Raw genomic sequence first — 16,745 nt, forward strand, 5'->3', positions numbered from 1 at the left:
TGATCTTGAATTTTTTGCAACTTTTTTTTTCAAGAAAAAAAGTTTAGTGAATAAATGAATACTTTAAAATTCAACTCACAAATCTAAAAACCCTAAACTGGGTCATGCATTGCACAAAACAGGAAAGCAAGCAACAATAAATCAAGCACATTGAGGCTTCGTGTTCAAAAAATATTCAGAAAGTGCTGGCGTCTTTGGTGATCTAATACAACTTTTAAACAACTGATTTCAACTCATTTCTCACCCTTTTTAAACGGGGTGCAGTTAAATTAAGCTTATCAAGTGTATTCATCTTTTGATATAATTGGTTGCAGGTTACAATACCCTGCTCGAGCAATATTTTTTTATGTGCTTTGGTCAAATTGCGCAATATGGTGATGGGGTAAATTTTATAATCTTCAATCAGGTTTTTCAGACCTTTTCCATGCGGATAGTCCCATGCCAGCAAATCCAATCCACTGCATTTCCCGTATTGAATAGAGTCTTCAGAAAAGCGGGTATTGGTGACAACCCATCCCTTAAATTCGTAATTTCTGGTGGCGGAAATTCCTTTTCGCTTTTTCACAATATCATTCACCCGTGAATGCACATACAATGGCACCTGCACACTAACCTGTTTCCCCTGATGCTTGCTGTATTTACATTCTACCAGGTGTTGTTTTTTATCATACGTGGCAATTACATCCATTTCGTGCGTTACACAATTCCCTTCTACCACTATCCCAACTTCTGTGGCATAGCCTTGCTTTGCAAACAATTGACCGATAAGTGTTTCAAACGGATAGCCCGAGGGCCCCAATTCCAGAATAGCTTGTTTCAAACGGTACCGCAGCCCTGATACATCGGGTTGTTGTTTGAGCAATGAAAAGGCGTGGCCATATATTTTTCTCGTGGTTACCCCGGGATAGAGCCATTTATACATCTCCTCCACAATCTTGTTGATAGCACTTTCATTGGCGCCGGCATTGCGCAATGACCGTTTTAGTTTTTCTACGGAAAAGGGCTCCTGCTCACCTGAAGCTTTGGTTACCAATATTTGTTTTTCTGACATGCAGGTAAAGATAATTAAAAAAGCTATCGAGTTGGTCAGTTTTAGCTTACAATACGTCTAATCTCATTGGGCAAAAAGCTTCTTTTCGGGCACGTATTTAAGGATGTTATCCTCGACCACAAATAAATATTTCTGGTCAAAAAGCGGGATTCCTTTAACGCTGAAAGTATTGATAATTTGCCCATTAAGGTCAGTAGTTACATAATCAACATTTCGATTGTAATAAAACACGCGGTTTTTAATTGTATCAAGCGGAATAAACAGTTTATTATTAATTGTGTGCAAGGTATCTTCTTTAACTTCGTAGTGATAATACCTGTCATCGCTTCCACCAAGATAGACATCCATAATTGATGTTGTAGTCTCATTCATTGCACTGGTATCAGTATTGGGCATATAACCCTTTGACATCAGCCTCTGAACATATGTTTTACCCGGCAGGTTGAGTTCTCTTGCAATAAGGGTTAAATCATCCGGATCAACAAATAAAATATATTTTGTAGCTGCAAGAATAAGTTTTTCGGTCAACAGGGCATCTGACACGAAGCTCACATTAAGATCTTTAAAAGCCTGAATTTCACCTGATTCCTTATCTAAAACTGCTATAAATGGTTTTCCTTCGAGCCTTGGCTTACGGTGATAAAGTGCAATGCCTTTATTTACAAGCAAAATTTTATCCATATAATTCAATAAAACCGAAGCAGACATTTTTCGCACAGGCAATTTAGTTTCCCAAAGTACTTTTCCTTTATAAGAAATGGCCCCGATTTTAGTTGCACCCGCAAAATATAAGGCATTATCAACATTCAAAATATTTGACTTTACATTCGTGATGTACATGCTTGGAATAGAATATGACGGAATTACCAGGTAACCCAATAAGCCACCAATAATCATACTTGCAGCAGCGGCAGCTACAGCGCCACCTTTTTGATTAACCTCAATCTCCTTGTAGGTTCTGATAGGGTATTCCCATCCTTTCCCGTTGATCGGATTAATATTAAAAAGTCCTTTTGCACTATATAAATGTGAGGTATCGTTCAAATGAATTCTTTCATCTAAAGTAGAAAACATATCGATGGGTCTTTCCCATAAAGTCTTTCCATTTTCTATATTCACTCCGCGAAACCCATCTGTTTTTTTAGCACGATTTCTATTGAATGGTGCTCCATAGGCAACACCAAGTGAGTCGTTCCAGTAAAAAAGATTCATATCGGTATACCATGCCTTTTTTCCTGTATAAGTATTTACATGATAGGCCAACCATTTCTCATTTATAAATGCCTTTCCATTATAAATTGTAGCATCAACATACCTGCCCTTAATACGCCAATAGGTCTTGTTTTGAAAAGGGTTTATGGCTTCGAGCGCTCCTTTTTGAACAGGGGTAAACTCTGTGATTTTCCGATCGTAATGAATGAGCATCAAGGTATCGTTAATCAAATCAAAAAATCTGACCGGATACCTAAATTGAATATTTTTTGTTTCGACATAGTCTCTGACCAGCTCTTTTGGCGCTGTATTTTTGATTGTTGTCGATCGTTGAGTTCCTGCCTGTGCAAGTCCAGAATTTGAAAAAACAAATAGTAAAATTGATATACAAATAAGCTGTTTAACTGACATAAAGAATTGAGATTAAAAAAATTTGATCATTAGCATTACAATTATACAAATTTTCATTTTAACAACAATAAACCCAAACAAAAACATCTAAAAGTAAATTTTTGAATTTGTAAAATCGAGATAAAGAATAAATTTTAAACCCTAAGACCCTGCGTGTCCAGAACTAACTCAACCTCTGGAACGCTAATCGAAGACGGAAACGAAGCCCTCACTAAAAGAATTTTAGCGGTTATTTTGTTAGGAGCATAGCGTAGAAAAATACCTGCAATACTGACAAAGAGAAGTGAGGGTTTCGCTCGAGGAACTTCTTTTATAGTAAAAACTTGAGGGATTGCTCTCAAATTTGTAATATTTGGGCTTTGTTTGGCAGTAACTCAGGAATTGTTAATCAGTTGGGCTTTGCTGGAATTTTACGAAACCAAAAATTTCTATCTGGTTTTTGCTTATTCTAAAAACTACAGTATAGCCTTTGTATATTAAATCTCGGATTGATTCGTCCTCAAAGTATATCGATTTTCTGTAAATTTTAGGATTATCAGGTATCTTTTTTATTTTTTCTGTTAGATTTTTTTTGAACCTTTTTGCTGCTGTAGGATTGTCAATGGCTATAAATTGTAACTGTTTTGCCAGACGTTGGACAAAAGTTTCCTTGTAAACAAATCTCATTTATTCGGCTATATTATTTGGTCCAACCTGCGTTCAAATTCACTTTGAGAAAGAAATGTGGCTTTTCCTTCATTAATTTCATCTAATTCTTTCTGTAAATATTCTCTGTTAGCCGTATAATCAACGTTATCACTAACTATCTCAACCTCATCTTTGCTGAACTTGCTTAGTAACCAAATAAATTTATCGTAAACTTTATCATTTATTTTGAGCTGTATTGTTCGCATAAAAGCATTTTTTACAAATATACGAAAAGTAGATAATATTGTTTTGAGAAAATCGATTAAGCCGGGATTTTCATTTAGGTAAACCGATAAGCGAAGCCCTCACTAAAAGAATTTTATCGGTTCTTCTGTTGCGAGCTTTGCGTAAAAAAACCACCAGCACTGCTAAAAAACAAGAAGTGAGAGTTTCGCTCATTAAACAAGGGGTTGCAATCCCTTATTAAGAAAAAATACCTGCATTATTGAAAATGACAAGTGAGGGTTTCGCTCGGGGAAGGAATAATCTAAAAATCTTTCCATCCGATTAGTTTTCCGTGAGGTGTTTCCATTGTTTTGTCGCCACCATACACAACAGCACCTTTATTTTCTGCTTCGGTGAGTTTGTTCCAGTATTTCAATCCTCTGAAAAACTTAACATTATATGTGGCGCCAGATTTAATTTCGTATGTTTCGACATGGGGCCCATTTTCAACTAACAAATCAATTTCATTGCCGATATTGTCGCGCCAGAAGTAAATAGATGGTGTTTCTGCTTTATTGAAATAGGTTTTTATTAATTCAGCAATCACCCAGTTCTCGAACAGCCCTCCTCGTAAATAATGGGTTATAAGTTGCTCGTGATTTTTCATCCCCAATAAAGAGCAAGCTAAACCCGTATCGTAAAAATAGAGTTTTGGGGTTTTAACTAAACGTTTATTGAAACTTTTATGGTAAGGCTGCAGCAGAAAAACAATATAGCTCGCCTGCAGAACGCTTAGCCAGGCTTTCGCTGTTGGTTGTGTAATACCGCATTCATTGGCGATAGACGATAAGTTCAGCAACTGTCCAATGCGTCCGGCACATAGTTTCACAAAACGAATAAAACTATCAATATTAGTGATGTTTTGGAGTTGGCGCACATCACGTTCGATGTAGGTTTGTATATAAAAGGGATAAAATTCCGTTGGAGCTATGTTTTTATCAAAAAGACGGGGATACCCGCCTGTAAAGATAAGTTCATCGGGCAAATTGAACTTAAGGGAAGGTGCTGCAATTTCAGATTTGGAAAAGGGGAGTAATTTTAGAATTGCGGTCCTGCCAGCCAGTGATTGACTTAGTTTTTCCATCAGTAAAAAATTCTGTGAGCCCGAAAGAATATACATTCCCTCTTTATTTTGGCTATCTACATGGTTCTGAAGGTAAGAAAACAGTTCGGGAATGCGCTGTACTTCGTCAAATATGGCTTTTCCCTGGTATCGGTTTAGAAAAAGACGTGGGTCTTCTTTTGCCATTTGCAGTACATCCGGATCTTCAAAATTTACATATTCATAATCAGGGAAAGATGCCTTTATAAGTGTAGTCTTTCCGGATTGACGTGGCCCGGTAACTGTTACAATGGGATATTTAGTGGCAAAATGCTGTAATTTATTTGCAATCGAACGTTGTATCATTTCTTTACAATTTCAAAATTTAACTTTTAATTTGTAAATATATACAAAATACTACTAAATAAAAAACGGGGCATAAGGGTTTCACTCGTCAGAGAATTCAGCGATACTCCCCGCTTAGCGCCTTTGTAGCGCTTAGCGGATGATAGATTGTGCAAAAAAACAACGGCTATGTGGCATGTAGCCGCTATGCCGATTTGGCCCCGAAAAAAACCTGCTGTTTCATCATCGTAGACGGGAAGACTCGGCGTGTCTCCAAGACACACCGAGTCTGAGTCAAGTGAGGGTTTCGCTCAAGGAAGGACACAGCGAAGCCCTCACTAACCAATTCGCACAGGTTCTTCTATTGCGGGCACTGCGTAGAAAAACACCTGCAATACTGACAACGAGAAGTGAGGGTTTCGCTCGAGGAAGGATAGTGAGGGTTTCGCTCGTCAGAGAACTCAGCGATGCTCCCCGCATAGCGCTTTTGTGGCGCTTAGCGGATGATAGATTGTGCAAAAAAACTAACGGCTATGCGGCATGTAGCCGCTAATTCCGCACCCAAAAAACTGTTTAATCATCGCAGACGGAAAGACTCGGCGTGTCTCCAAAACACACCGAGTCTGAGTCAGGTGAGGTTCCGCTCAAGGAAGTACAAAGCGAAGCCCTCACTAAAAGAATTTTACAGCTTCATTTGTTGCGGGCACAGCGTAAAAAACAACCAACACTACTAAAAAACGGGAAGTGAGGGTTTCGCTCGTCAGAGAACTCAGCGATGCTCCCCGCATAGCGCCTTTGTGGCGCTTAGCGGATGACAGGTTGCACAAAAAAAACAACGACTATGCGGCATATCGCCGCTAATTCCGCACCAAAAAAACCTGCTGATTAATCATCACAGACGGGAAGACTCGGCGTGTCTCCAAGTCACACCGAGTCTGAATCAAGTGAGGGTTTCGCTCGGGGAAATACTAAAAACGAATAGTGAGAATTCCACTTTTGCACCTATTCAATAATCAATTATTGATTTATCTTATATTTATCAATAATTCATTATTGATTTTATCATAATTATTCATAAATCAGTTAATGATAATTTTAAAACATTTCATATATTTGTTTACAATTATCTTTAAGAAAAGACAAAATGGAAAGGTTGTTTCGTATTTCAAATGAAGCCATGCGCAGGGTTCCTGCCCGCTTCCATCGTTATTTATATGATGAGATTGACTGGAATAGCCGGCTAACAGGTATTTCAGGAGCACGTGGTAGTGGCAAAACCATTATGATGTTACAACGGCTAAAAGATGTGGCAAAGAAAGCACTTAGCCTTTATGTAACCATGGACGATGTGTATTTTACAGAAAACAGATTAGTGTATTTTGTAGAAGAATTTGAGAAACAGGGCGGCCAATATCTGTTTTTAGATGAAGTTCACAAATACCCCAATTGGTCGCAAGAGTTGAAAAACATCTATGATTTTCACCCGAATTTAAAAATTGTATTCTCAAGTTCATCCATACTGGAAATTTTCAAAGGGTCACATGATTTAAGCCGAAGAGCATTGGTTTTTAACCTTCCGGGATTGTCTTTCCGGGAATATCTCTTATTGGTACACAAAATTAATATTGATGCCATTTCCCTTGAATACTTATTGGAGAAGCATGAGTCATTTTCCACCCACATATTGAATCACCTTAAACCTATTCCGCTTTTTAACCAGTACCTCGAAGAAGGTTATTATCCGTTTGTGGTGGATACGGGGAGCAATTATATCAGGCAATTAATGAATACCATTAACACTGTTTTGGAAGTTGATTTGCCTGCAATTCACCATATCGATTATCATTCAACGCTAAAAATTAAGAAATTACTATCAATTATTGCACATATCGTACCTTACAAACCGAATATCGAAAAGTTAGCCAGGCAAACAAACCTGACCAGGCCAACGCTCCTGAAATACCTTGCATATCTTGACAGAGCGCAAATTATTAAGCTATTATCCACAGACCCAATCGGGATAAACTATCTCAACAAACCCGAAAAAATATTTTTGCACAACACAAACATTGCTTATGCACTTGCCAATTTAAAGGCTGATAAAGGAAATTTACGTGAAACCTTTTTCCTTAATCAACTCTCTGCCCGCCACCAGGTAATCTATCCTAAAAAAGGAGATTTCCTGATTGATGGAAAATATCTTTTCGAGGTAGGCGGGAAAAATAAAACCAATGCACAAATTAAGGATGTGGAGAATGCCTACATAGCTGCAGATGACATTGAATACGGCTTCCGCAATAAAATACCTTTGTGGATGTTTGGTTTTTTGTATTAGCGATTCACACTGGCATTTTCCTAAATGAATTTCAGAACATTCTTTCAGGGTATCTCTCCTGGCTAAATGCAAAGATACAGATTACAGCAGCAGCGACATATAGGCTTGATTAACACCACATACGAGATATTTGCCCAGAATAGACACAACAGAAAAGCCAGACACTTACTGCCTGGCCTTAAATATTTTAAAAATCAATTTTTTACTGTTCTTTCATCTCAACTGCTTTCAGGGTATTTTTAAGCAGGGAGGCGATGGTCATTGGCCCTACGCCGCCGGGGACAGGTGTAATGTAGCTGGCTTTTTCTGCCACCTCATCAAAAGCCACGTCGCCTTTCAGTTTCCAGCCACTTTTGGTTTTGTCTGATTTTACACGCGTTGTACCTACATCAATAACTACAACGCCTTCTTTTACCATATCGGCTTTCAGAAATTCGGGCGCTCCCAGTGCTGCAATTATAATATCTGCCTGGCGGGTTATTTCTTCCAGGTTTTTGGTGCGACTGTGGCACATGGTTACCGTTGCATTGCCTGGTTTGGCTTTGCGCGACATCAGCAATGTCATGGGTGTACCCACAATGTGGCTGCGACCTAAGACAACGCAGTGCTTGCCTTCAGTATCAATCTGGTAACGTTCGAGTAACTCCATGATTCCGGCAGGTGTGGCGGGCAAAAAGGTAGGCATTCCGGCTACGAGCTTACCCATGGAAATGGGATGAAAACCATCCACATCTTTTGAGGGATCAATGGTTTCAATTACTTTCTCTTCGGAAATGTGTTTGGGCAAGGGCAACTGAACAAGCAAACCATCAATATCGTCATTGGCATTGATTTCTTTAATTTTACCAAGCAACTCTTCTTCAGAAACTGTATCGGGATAATCTATTTTAGAGGACTTAAAACCTACCTGCTCACAAGCTTTTACTTTCATGCGCACATAAGTCTGACTTCCCCCATCTTCTCCCACAAGAATTACAGTTAGATGGGGAGCTTTCAGTCCTTTTTGTTTCCGTTGACTGGTGGCTTCGGCTATTTCATCTTTAAGTTGCTGCGATATCTTTTTTCCGTCGATCAGTTGCATACAAGGTTCGTTTTTAAAGATCAGTTCTATTTTTATTGTTGCGGCATATTGCGCATCATATCCTTCATTTTACCCGACGACATGGCTTTCATCATCTTACGGGTTTCTGCAAACTGTTTTATTAGTCGGTTTACTTCCTGCACATTTGTACCACTTCCATCGGCAATACGCTTTCTGCGCGATCCGTTAATAATATTGGGCTGCTGTCGCTCCGAAGGGGTCATAGCGCGTATAATGGCTTCAATACCTTTAAAGGCATCATCATCAATATCCATTTTTTTCAAGGCTTTACCAACACCCGGAATCATAGAAGCCAGGTCTTTGATGTTACCCATTTTCTTGATCTGTTGGATCTGCCCGAGGAAATCGTCGAAGTCGAACTGATTTTTTGCCAGTTTTTTATTCAGTTTACGTGCCTGCTCTTCATCGAACTGTTCCTGTGCACGTTCTACCAACGAGACCACATCACCCATACCCAAAATACGGTCGGCCATACGATCGGGGTGGAATACATCCAGTGCATCGAGTTTTTCGCCCGTACCTACAAATTTGATGGGTTTATTAACAACTCTGCGAATGGAAAGGGCAGCACCACCACGTGTATCACCATCGAGTTTGGTTAGTACCACGCCATTAAAGTCCAAACGGTCGTTAAATTCTTTGGCGGTATTTACGGCATCCTGTCCTGTCATGGAGTCAACCACGAAAAGGATCTCATGGGGATTAATGGCGTCTTTAATGGATGATATTTCTTTCATCATCTCCTCATCCACGGCCAATCGACCTGCTGTATCGACTATGACAACATCATGTCCTTTCGACTTTGCTTCTTTGATGGCAGCTTTGGCAATTTTTACAGGGTTTTTATTGTCGTCTTCGGTGTATACGGGAGCTCCGACTTGCTCTCCCACCACTTTAAGCTGCTCAATGGCGGCAGGACGGTAAACATCGCCTGCAACAAGCAGCGGGTTTTTAGCCTTCTTATTTTTGAGAAAACCGGCCAACTTACCTGAAAATGTTGTTTTACCAGAACCTTGCAAACCGGCCATTAAAATAACGGCTGGCTCGCCCTTCAGGTTAACCTCTTCAGCTGTACCGCCCATGAGTTCTGCAAGCTCATCGCGTACAATCTTCACCATCAATTGCCCGGGCTTCACGGCATTAAGCACGTTGGCACCCAAAGCTTTTTCTTTTACATCTTTGGTAAAATCTTTGGCAATTTTAAAGTTCACGTCGGCATCGAGCAATGCCCTTCGTACATCCTTTAAAGTTTCGGCAATATTTACCTCTGTTATTCTACCCTGTCCTTTTAGTAATTTAAAGGAACTTTCCAGCCTTTCCGAAAGATTGTCGAACATAGCAATTCAGTTTGTATTTTGAGAGGCAAAAATACAATAAAAAAGCCAAACTTAGAAAATATTAAATTTGATTTTGAACTTTTATCATTACCATTTGAATCCGGCTACCAGGATATCGTCGATCTGGTTGGCTTTTTCGCCCATCCACTCACTCATCTCTTTTTCCAGTGCAGTTTTCTGATAGGGTAAAGGTTTTGAGTGTATGGCTTTTAAAAATGCGGTGAAATTTTTCTTTCCATATTTCTTCCCCTCAGCTCCTTGAAACTGGTCTCTGAAACCATCGGTAAACAGATAAATGGTATCGCCTTTTTTGAGGTTGAAGCTCTGGTTGTTAAAAGGTGCTTCTTTTTGATACACAGAAATGGGTTGCTTATCGGGCATAAATTCAATAATTTCGCCTTCCCTAATTATAATCACCGGGTTATTTGCGCCGGCATAGGTCAGTAAATTATGCTCCACATCAATGTCAATAAAAGCCAGATCCATTCCATCTCTGGCTTCACGCACATCGCCGGTTTGATGCATTGATCTTTTCACTCGTTCACGCATTTTCTCAAGCACCTGATTCGGCATGTTTATCCCAGGTTGCCTGGCAATGTCGTTGAGGTAAGATATTCCAAGCATACTCATCATAGCACCGGGGACACCATGGCCTGTGCAATCGGCAACAGCAAGCAATATATGATCTCGTACTTTTTCTATCCAATAGAAATCGCCGCTAACAATTTCCAACGGTTGATAATAAATAAAGAAATCGGCGAAATACTGTTTTAAATCGGCATGAATGGGGAAAAGTGCATTTTGAATTTTTTCTGCATAACGAATACTATCTGTAATTTGGTTATGACTGGACTCAATTTGGTCTTTTTGGCGGGAAATCTCTCCCATTAACTGTTGCAACTCTTCATTTTTCTCCTCAATCTCTGCTTTTTGATATGCTAGCTGCCGGTTGGCTTTCTGTTTTAGCCTGCTATTTCTAATCACTAACACCACAATAAGCATTACCAGGACAAATGCAATGATGAAGGCATTTCTTAAGCCTTTCTGCCGGGCAATTTCCTTCTGCCGTTGAGCTTCACGTATTGCCTCCTGGACCTCAATTTTTTGCAATTCCTTTTCATGCTGATACTGCATCTCCAACTGGGTAATTTCTTTGGTATTATCTGCATTTAGCAAACTATCGTTCATTTCCGTGTATACCTTTAGGTATTTGTAGGCTTCCTGAATCTTAACAAGTCTGGCATTTGCTCTATGCAAGATACCTGCAGATTCCCTGATTGTTTCGACCTTACCAAGCTCCCTTGCTATTTGAAATGCTTTTTCAGCATTGTTTGAGGCTTTTTCATACTGCTTTCTTTTCAAATAATAATTTGCCAACCCAATATGAGCATCTGCCTTTTCTTCTTGCGCATCCAACTCCCTGGTCCAATCAAGTGCTTTCTTGTAATAAAAAAAAGCGCTGTCATTTCTATTTTTTTTATCATAAATAGCAGCCTTACCCAAATAATTGTGGGTCATATAATATGGAGCACTTATCTTGTTGATAATTATTGAGGCACTATCATAATATTTGAGTGCTTTTTCAAGACTATCTTGTTTGAGATACAGTTCCCCGATATTATTCATCGTATTCACGATGTTGGGTTTATCGTTTAATTTTCTGCTAATAGAAAGGCTCTTCCGCAGATAGTTAATTGTTTGGGGGTAATCCTTGAGCGTGTAATAAACAATAGCTATGTTATTATAAGTCACAGACATGGCTCTCTTATGCTCTAACTTTTCTGCTGTTTTAAGTGTAAGCAGGTAATAATCCAAAGCTCTGGGGTAATTTCCCCGGTCTCCATATATGTTTGCAATATTATTATAAGCCGATAATTTGTCAAAGTTTTCCTCATCAGCGGTTAATTCTACCATTTTCCTGAAATAATACAAAGCAGAATCGACCATACCCTTTCTTTTCAGGGCAGCGGCCATTAAATTAATGTAACCGGTGCGATTTTGGGTTTCATTTGCCTGCCTGCTTAATGTTATACCCTTTTGTACATACTTGATGGTGGTATCGAAATGCCCGAGATTATAATTTACAACAGCAATTTGTTGTAATACCCAAAAGTGGTCCTGCTCACTTATATGGCCAGTAAGGTCTAAGGCTTTTTTATAATATTTTAAAGTACTGTCCAGCAGATCATAATTTCGATAAAACAAACCTGTTTGCCGGTAAGCGTTATATAAAGTCGCCTTATTACTTTGGGATTTAGCTATTCGTATGGCTTTGTTAAAATACCGTGAGGCATCATCGTGGTTTAATTGTTCATAAACGACCATGCCTTTTAGTAAATATCCGTTTATCAGTCCATTTTCGTAGGAGAGTTCTCTGGCTAACTCAAGTGACTTTTGTGTCCAGTCACTTGCTTTTGACAAATCTTTTTCAAGATACATTTCGGCCAAATCCTGTATTAAATTTACTTTAGTGGTATCGGTGTACTGGTAATTTTCTATTTTATTCTGCAAGGAATCAAACTTATCTGATTGGGCGTATGATAAATTAGAAACAAGCACAAAAAACAATACCAGTAATGACTTTAATACTTCCATTGCAATAGGCTAAAGATGATTTCCAACCTAAAGGTACAAAAATGTGACAAAAAAAGCATGAATCTTTTTAATCTTAAAGCATAACAATGGATTATGCGAAAGCATAGATGCAACGGCCCCAATTATTCTCCTCTGAAATGAAGCGCTTCTTTTATCCGTTTTACCCGTGTTGTTGTAAATTTATAATTTGGTGCGGAAGTGTCTGAATGGTTTTCGATGAATTGCCTGTAATATTTTAATGCTTTGTGCAAATCTTTAGTATAGATGTCGTAGAGCATTGCCAACCTTAGATTATTTCTATTTGAATAATGAATTTTTCTTGCCTTGTACAAGGCATTCTCTGCTATTTGAAAAAAGTCTTTTGCCAAATTGTCTATACCACGTCTATCGTATTTATCGCCTATAGATTTGGTTGTCTCACTTATTTCATTGAGAATACCTTCGACAAAAGGCGGATCAAAAAACTTTTTATACGTATTTTGCAATAAAGCATAAGAAGTGGTATCTGCATATACCCGGGAATGCGAAACACTCATCATGTAATAAAGTGAATTATTTTGGTCAACATCTTTCAATGAACTCAACAATGTATAAGCGGTTGAGTAATCGCCAGAATTGAAGGCAGACATACCCATAAAACGCCGGTTAAATGCGGTAGAATCTCCTAACTCCATAGATTTTCGAAACATGATTACAGCATCTGTATAATCTTTTTTTCTAAATAATAAATAACCGTGCATTTTGGGTAAATAGGCATTGAGGCTGTCAATTTTAAATAAATGTTTCATTAAATTCTCTACAGTATCATTCCATTCGGTGCCGGCAGAATTAAAAGTTAACTGCCTGGCATATTTATTCGTATAATGTTCTGAAGTAAGGTCATGCCAAATTCTCAAGGCGGCAATTGTATCTTCATTTGCCAGTAAATTATGTGCTTTTAAATCGGAAACCATCGGATTTGGACTGTAAAGAGCCAGAGAAGTATCGCACCATTTGATAGATTGGTCATATGCTTCCAATTGATATTTAATCCAGGCCAAGTCCCAGTAATTTCTAATTTGTCCGGGTTTTAAATCGTTCATTCTTTTAATGTAGGGTAAGGCAGTTTGAAACTGGTCTTTTTTTAATAATAATCTTTTACAACCAGACAAAGCTTTATAATTATTTGAATCCAAAGCAACCACTTTTTGCCAGGTATCTAAGGCAATATTTTCAAGGTACTGCTTTTCGGCTGCCGCAGCCAAATATGTTAAAGAAACAATATTAGTTGAATCGCGGGAAACCTGCTCGAGTGCTGTTTCAAATAACTCAGAATAATTAAAATTGGCTAAAAGACTATCGTACAATTTAATGTTTTGCGAAAATGATGTAGATGAAATAAAAAGTAAAATAATAATGAACGCACGCATAGGGTCTAATTTAATTTAAACGCTATTGGAATAATATATTTCACATTAACAGGAACTCCGCCTTTTTCACCCGGAGACCATTCGTTCAGCTTGCTGACAGCTTCAACCGAAGCAGTTTTTAAAGCATCTTCTATAGCCTGATTAAAGGATGCAGTATTGCCATCTAAATCTGTTAGCTTGGCAATGCTTACGTCTTTAACCGAACCATTTTTTCCAATAACAAAACTGACGAAAACCTTACCTTGAATACCGGCTTCCTTCACAATGTCAGGAAACACTATTCCGTTTTGAACATCTTCAAACAAGGCTGACATTCCTCCGGTATATTCCGGTGGTTGATCTACAATCGTGTAGATACTGTCAGATTTTACGTCCTGATTACTTTGTTCAACCATTATTTCTTGTTCCTGATCTGAAGAACAGGCAAAAACAAAAAACATTAATGACACAACAGGCAGCAAAAGCAGTACTTTTAATGCCTTAGATTTTGGTGAATTCATACGTGACATCATTTTAAACCTCCTTTTTGTAAATGAAACATTAAAAAAACTCAAACTACCGGGTAAAAACCCGGAAGTACTATATACGAGAGAATGCTTATATCGAGCCGGATTCACACCCTTCCTCAACACTTCACGGTCTGCAAGAAACTCATGAATTTCGCTGAAAGCTTTTCTGTAAAGCCATGCAAAAGGATTAAACCACTGAATAACCGTAATAAGTCCGGAAAAAATCAAATCAATCGAATGTTTTTGTCGCACATGCACCTGTTCATGGGCCAAAACATGGGCATATTTCTTATCGCAATAAGTATATGAATCGATAAATATGTAATTCAAAAATGAAAAAGGCTTTGTAAACCGCTCATGAAGAACATAAACATAGTGATGGTTTTTTATTATGGTACTTTTCCTAATAAGCCAGAAAATGCTTATAATACCATAAATCAATAATGCTAAAGAAATAGCCACCCCCAGGACATAGACAAATGTTATCCATTGAAATTTATTTACCATAGCTATAGTTTGATTCTCGGCGTGCTGAGCTGTAACCACTATGGTATCGAGTAAAATCACAGGTACATTTTGTGTGTTTTGAATGGTTAAAAACCAATCCAGCGCCGGAATAATCAGAGCTAACACAAGAGAAAGCTGTAAAAAAAGACGATTTAACTTAAAAAACGTCTCATTACGCAAAAACAGCCAGTAAACCATCCAAAAAAACATCAGGGTAACGCCTGATTCCATTATATAAATAATCCATGTGGTCATAATTTATGTATTAATTTTTTTCGGATATGTTGCTCTTTTGTTTTTTAATCTCCTCATCTAAAAGTTCTTTCAACTCCTCCATTTCAGCAATTGACAGGCCACGATCTTTGGCAAAAAACGAAACCAGGTTTTTCATAGAATTACTGAAATAGTTGTTCAAAAAACCTTTGAAAAAGCCTTTTCTATAGGCATTTTTACTAACAGCAGGATAATAACGATGCGATTTTCCAAAGGCTTCATGCGCTACAAAACCTTTGCGCTCAAGAATTCTTACAATAGTAGAAACGGTATTGTAAGCGGGTTTAGGTTCATCCAACTCGGCTATAATATCCCGTACAAATGCCTTTTCGAGTTTCCATAGTTGCTGCATTACCTGCTGCTCTGCCTTTGTAAGTTCGTTCATTATTAAAATAATTGCGTGCGTTCATTATTTACTTCTACAAACCTACAACTAATTATTTAGTTTTGCAACTAAATCTTTAGTTAAAGAAATAAATTAGTGTATATGAACTATTTGGTTAAAAAAATCAATCAGGACTTAAGATACAGCGACAGAATTAAGGAAACATATTAAAAAACATAAAAAAGATTTTGTTTCCCAAACATTATGGAATTAATTTTGTATTCACTCACACAGGTAGACCAAATAAGACAGCAAGCACGAGAAAAACATCTGGCCAACCTATAAAAACAATCGGACAATAAATAAAATAGAGCTCCTAAAAAGATATTGAATCTCTATTAGGAGTTAAAGGACCATAACACCTTACCAAAATTTTCCCATAACACTTAACTTTTAATGCCGACCATGGTAAGGGGTCGGCATTTTTTCGGAATCATTATAGTTTACTTTTCCAAAATCTCATAAGCTACTACGCGATTATCGAAAAATGTGGGTACCAGCATTAAATTTTTGGATGGGATAAATTCAATATCCGCAGCATTCACTTTCTGAACGGCAGTATTCAGAATTAATTGTTTTTCCTGCCCGGGCGCTACTACATGCACATGGCCGGTCCAGTCACTTTTCAGGAAAATATCGCCTTTAATTTTCTCAAGTCCGTCCACACTGCCGGTGTTCTCAATGAATTTTTCAAAAGTGGAAGCTTCATAATCAATACGGTAAACATTATCAGCAGCTCCTACATACAAATAGTCGTTTCCTGCCCACAATCCATTAGGACGTTGAAAAGATTTTTCTGCCTTCCATTTTATTATCTCACCATTGGCTATACGGTAAATAGCGCCATTTTCCATTCCAGAAACATACACTACTCCACTTTCAGTTATGGCAATATCATTGGCAAACTGGGCACCTTCACATTTCCACCGATTTAGCTCCTTTGATGATTTGAGATCAATAGCGACTACCTCATCAATATTAGTCACAAAAAGTTTATTATCGTATATCCCCATTCCTTTTGGGGCATCGAGGTTACTGAACCATTCTCGGTCCAGTATATCACCAGACAAACTTATTTTAGAAATAAAACCTTTTCCATCTTTTTGGGAAGGTTTACCAGAAATATTGGCCACAAACAACACCTCTCCCTCAGCATAATAGCAGACGGACTCTGGCACATCCAACACTGCGTCGGTTGCCCATTTTTCAGTGGCGGTATATGCTGTTGTTTCATTTTTTTGGCCCTGAAGGCTTCCATTCCATAAGAAAAGCATTGCTGCAGTCATAATCAGCCCACTAATTTTAAAAAATTGTTTCATA

General features: G+C 38.1%; 13 protein-coding genes. 1 reads left to right on the plus strand and 12 read right to left on the minus strand.

The genetic code is table 11. The features are described from left to right. Positions 1 to 214: 214 nt before the first annotated feature. The 5 genes from ACTB0Y_RS15145 to ACTB0Y_RS15165 all read right to left on the minus strand — a co-directional run bounded on the left by ACTB0Y_RS15145 (position 215) and on the right by ACTB0Y_RS15165 (position 4,994). Positions 215 to 1,051, minus strand: coding sequence for a restriction endonuclease (locus tag ACTB0Y_RS15145; protein WP_463207675.1), 837 nt, complete (start codon positions 1,049 to 1,051; stop codon positions 215 to 217). Positions 1,052 to 1,114: 63 nt separating this feature from the next. Continuing rightward, positions 1,115 to 2,674 carry a hypothetical protein gene (locus ACTB0Y_RS15150; protein ID WP_463207676.1) on the minus strand — a complete coding sequence of 520 codons (1,560 nt, stop codon included), beginning with the start codon at positions 2,672 to 2,674 and terminating at the stop codon, positions 1,115 to 1,117. 384 nt (positions 2,675 to 3,058) lie between these two features. Further along, positions 3,059 to 3,340 (minus strand): type II toxin-antitoxin system RelE/ParE family toxin, encoded by a 282-nt coding sequence (locus ACTB0Y_RS15155; RefSeq protein WP_463207677.1) that lies wholly within the window; start codon positions 3,338 to 3,340, stop codon positions 3,059 to 3,061. 8 nt (positions 3,341 to 3,348) lie between these two features. After that, positions 3,349 to 3,567 carry a hypothetical protein gene (locus ACTB0Y_RS15160; RefSeq protein WP_463207678.1) on the minus strand — a complete coding sequence of 73 codons (219 nt, stop codon included), beginning with the start codon at positions 3,565 to 3,567 and terminating at the stop codon, positions 3,349 to 3,351. A gap of 281 nt (positions 3,568 to 3,848) precedes the next feature. Further along, positions 3,849 to 4,994, minus strand: coding sequence for an ATP-binding protein (locus ACTB0Y_RS15165; protein ID WP_463207679.1), 1,146 nt, complete (start codon positions 4,992 to 4,994; stop codon positions 3,849 to 3,851). A gap of 1,123 nt (positions 4,995 to 6,117) precedes the next feature. Between ACTB0Y_RS15165 and ACTB0Y_RS15170 the strand changes: the two genes are divergently transcribed. Further along, complete coding sequence (locus tag ACTB0Y_RS15170) at positions 6,118 to 7,308, plus strand: ATP-binding protein (protein WP_463207680.1); 1,191 nt, start codon at positions 6,118 to 6,120, stop codon at positions 7,306 to 7,308. A 202-nt stretch (positions 7,309 to 7,510) separates the two neighbouring features. On the opposite strand, the gene folD is transcribed toward ACTB0Y_RS15170, so the two are convergent. From folD to ACTB0Y_RS15205, 7 genes are all read right to left on the minus strand, one after another. Then, complete coding sequence (gene folD, locus ACTB0Y_RS15175) at positions 7,511 to 8,389, minus strand: bifunctional methylenetetrahydrofolate dehydrogenase/methenyltetrahydrofolate cyclohydrolase FolD (RefSeq protein ID WP_463207681.1); 879 nt, start codon at positions 8,387 to 8,389, stop codon at positions 7,511 to 7,513. A 32-nt stretch (positions 8,390 to 8,421) separates the two neighbouring features. Then, positions 8,422 to 9,747: a signal recognition particle protein gene (ffh, locus tag ACTB0Y_RS15180; RefSeq protein ID WP_463207682.1), complete on the minus strand. Its 1,326-nt coding sequence runs from the start codon at positions 9,745 to 9,747 to the stop codon at positions 8,422 to 8,424. Between the two features lie 87 nt (positions 9,748 to 9,834). After that, a complete protein-coding gene (locus tag ACTB0Y_RS15185; protein WP_463207683.1) occupies positions 9,835 to 12,342 on the minus strand; it encodes a tetratricopeptide repeat protein in 2,508 nt (835 codons plus the stop codon). Positions 12,343 to 12,464: 122 nt separating this feature from the next. Then, positions 12,465 to 13,751, minus strand: a complete 1,287-nt coding sequence (locus tag ACTB0Y_RS15190; RefSeq protein ID WP_463207684.1) for a hypothetical protein — start codon at positions 13,749 to 13,751, stop codon at positions 12,465 to 12,467. 5 nt (positions 13,752 to 13,756) lie between these two features. After that, the gene (locus tag ACTB0Y_RS15195; protein WP_463207685.1) at positions 13,757 to 15,022 is read right to left on the minus strand and encodes a M56 family metallopeptidase; all 1,266 of its coding nucleotides are present in this window, start codon (positions 15,020 to 15,022) and stop codon (positions 13,757 to 13,759) included. Between the two features lie 10 nt (positions 15,023 to 15,032). After that, positions 15,033 to 15,425, minus strand: a complete 393-nt coding sequence (locus tag ACTB0Y_RS15200) for a BlaI/MecI/CopY family transcriptional regulator (protein ID WP_463207686.1) — start codon at positions 15,423 to 15,425, stop codon at positions 15,033 to 15,035. Between the two features lie 443 nt (positions 15,426 to 15,868). Further along, positions 15,869 to 16,744 (minus strand): NHL repeat-containing protein, encoded by an 876-nt coding sequence (locus ACTB0Y_RS15205; RefSeq protein ID WP_463207687.1) that lies wholly within the window; start codon positions 16,742 to 16,744, stop codon positions 15,869 to 15,871. Between the last annotated feature and the right edge of the window lies 1 nt (position 16,745).

The sequence above is a fragment of the Salinivirga sp. genome (assembly GCF_055145285.1).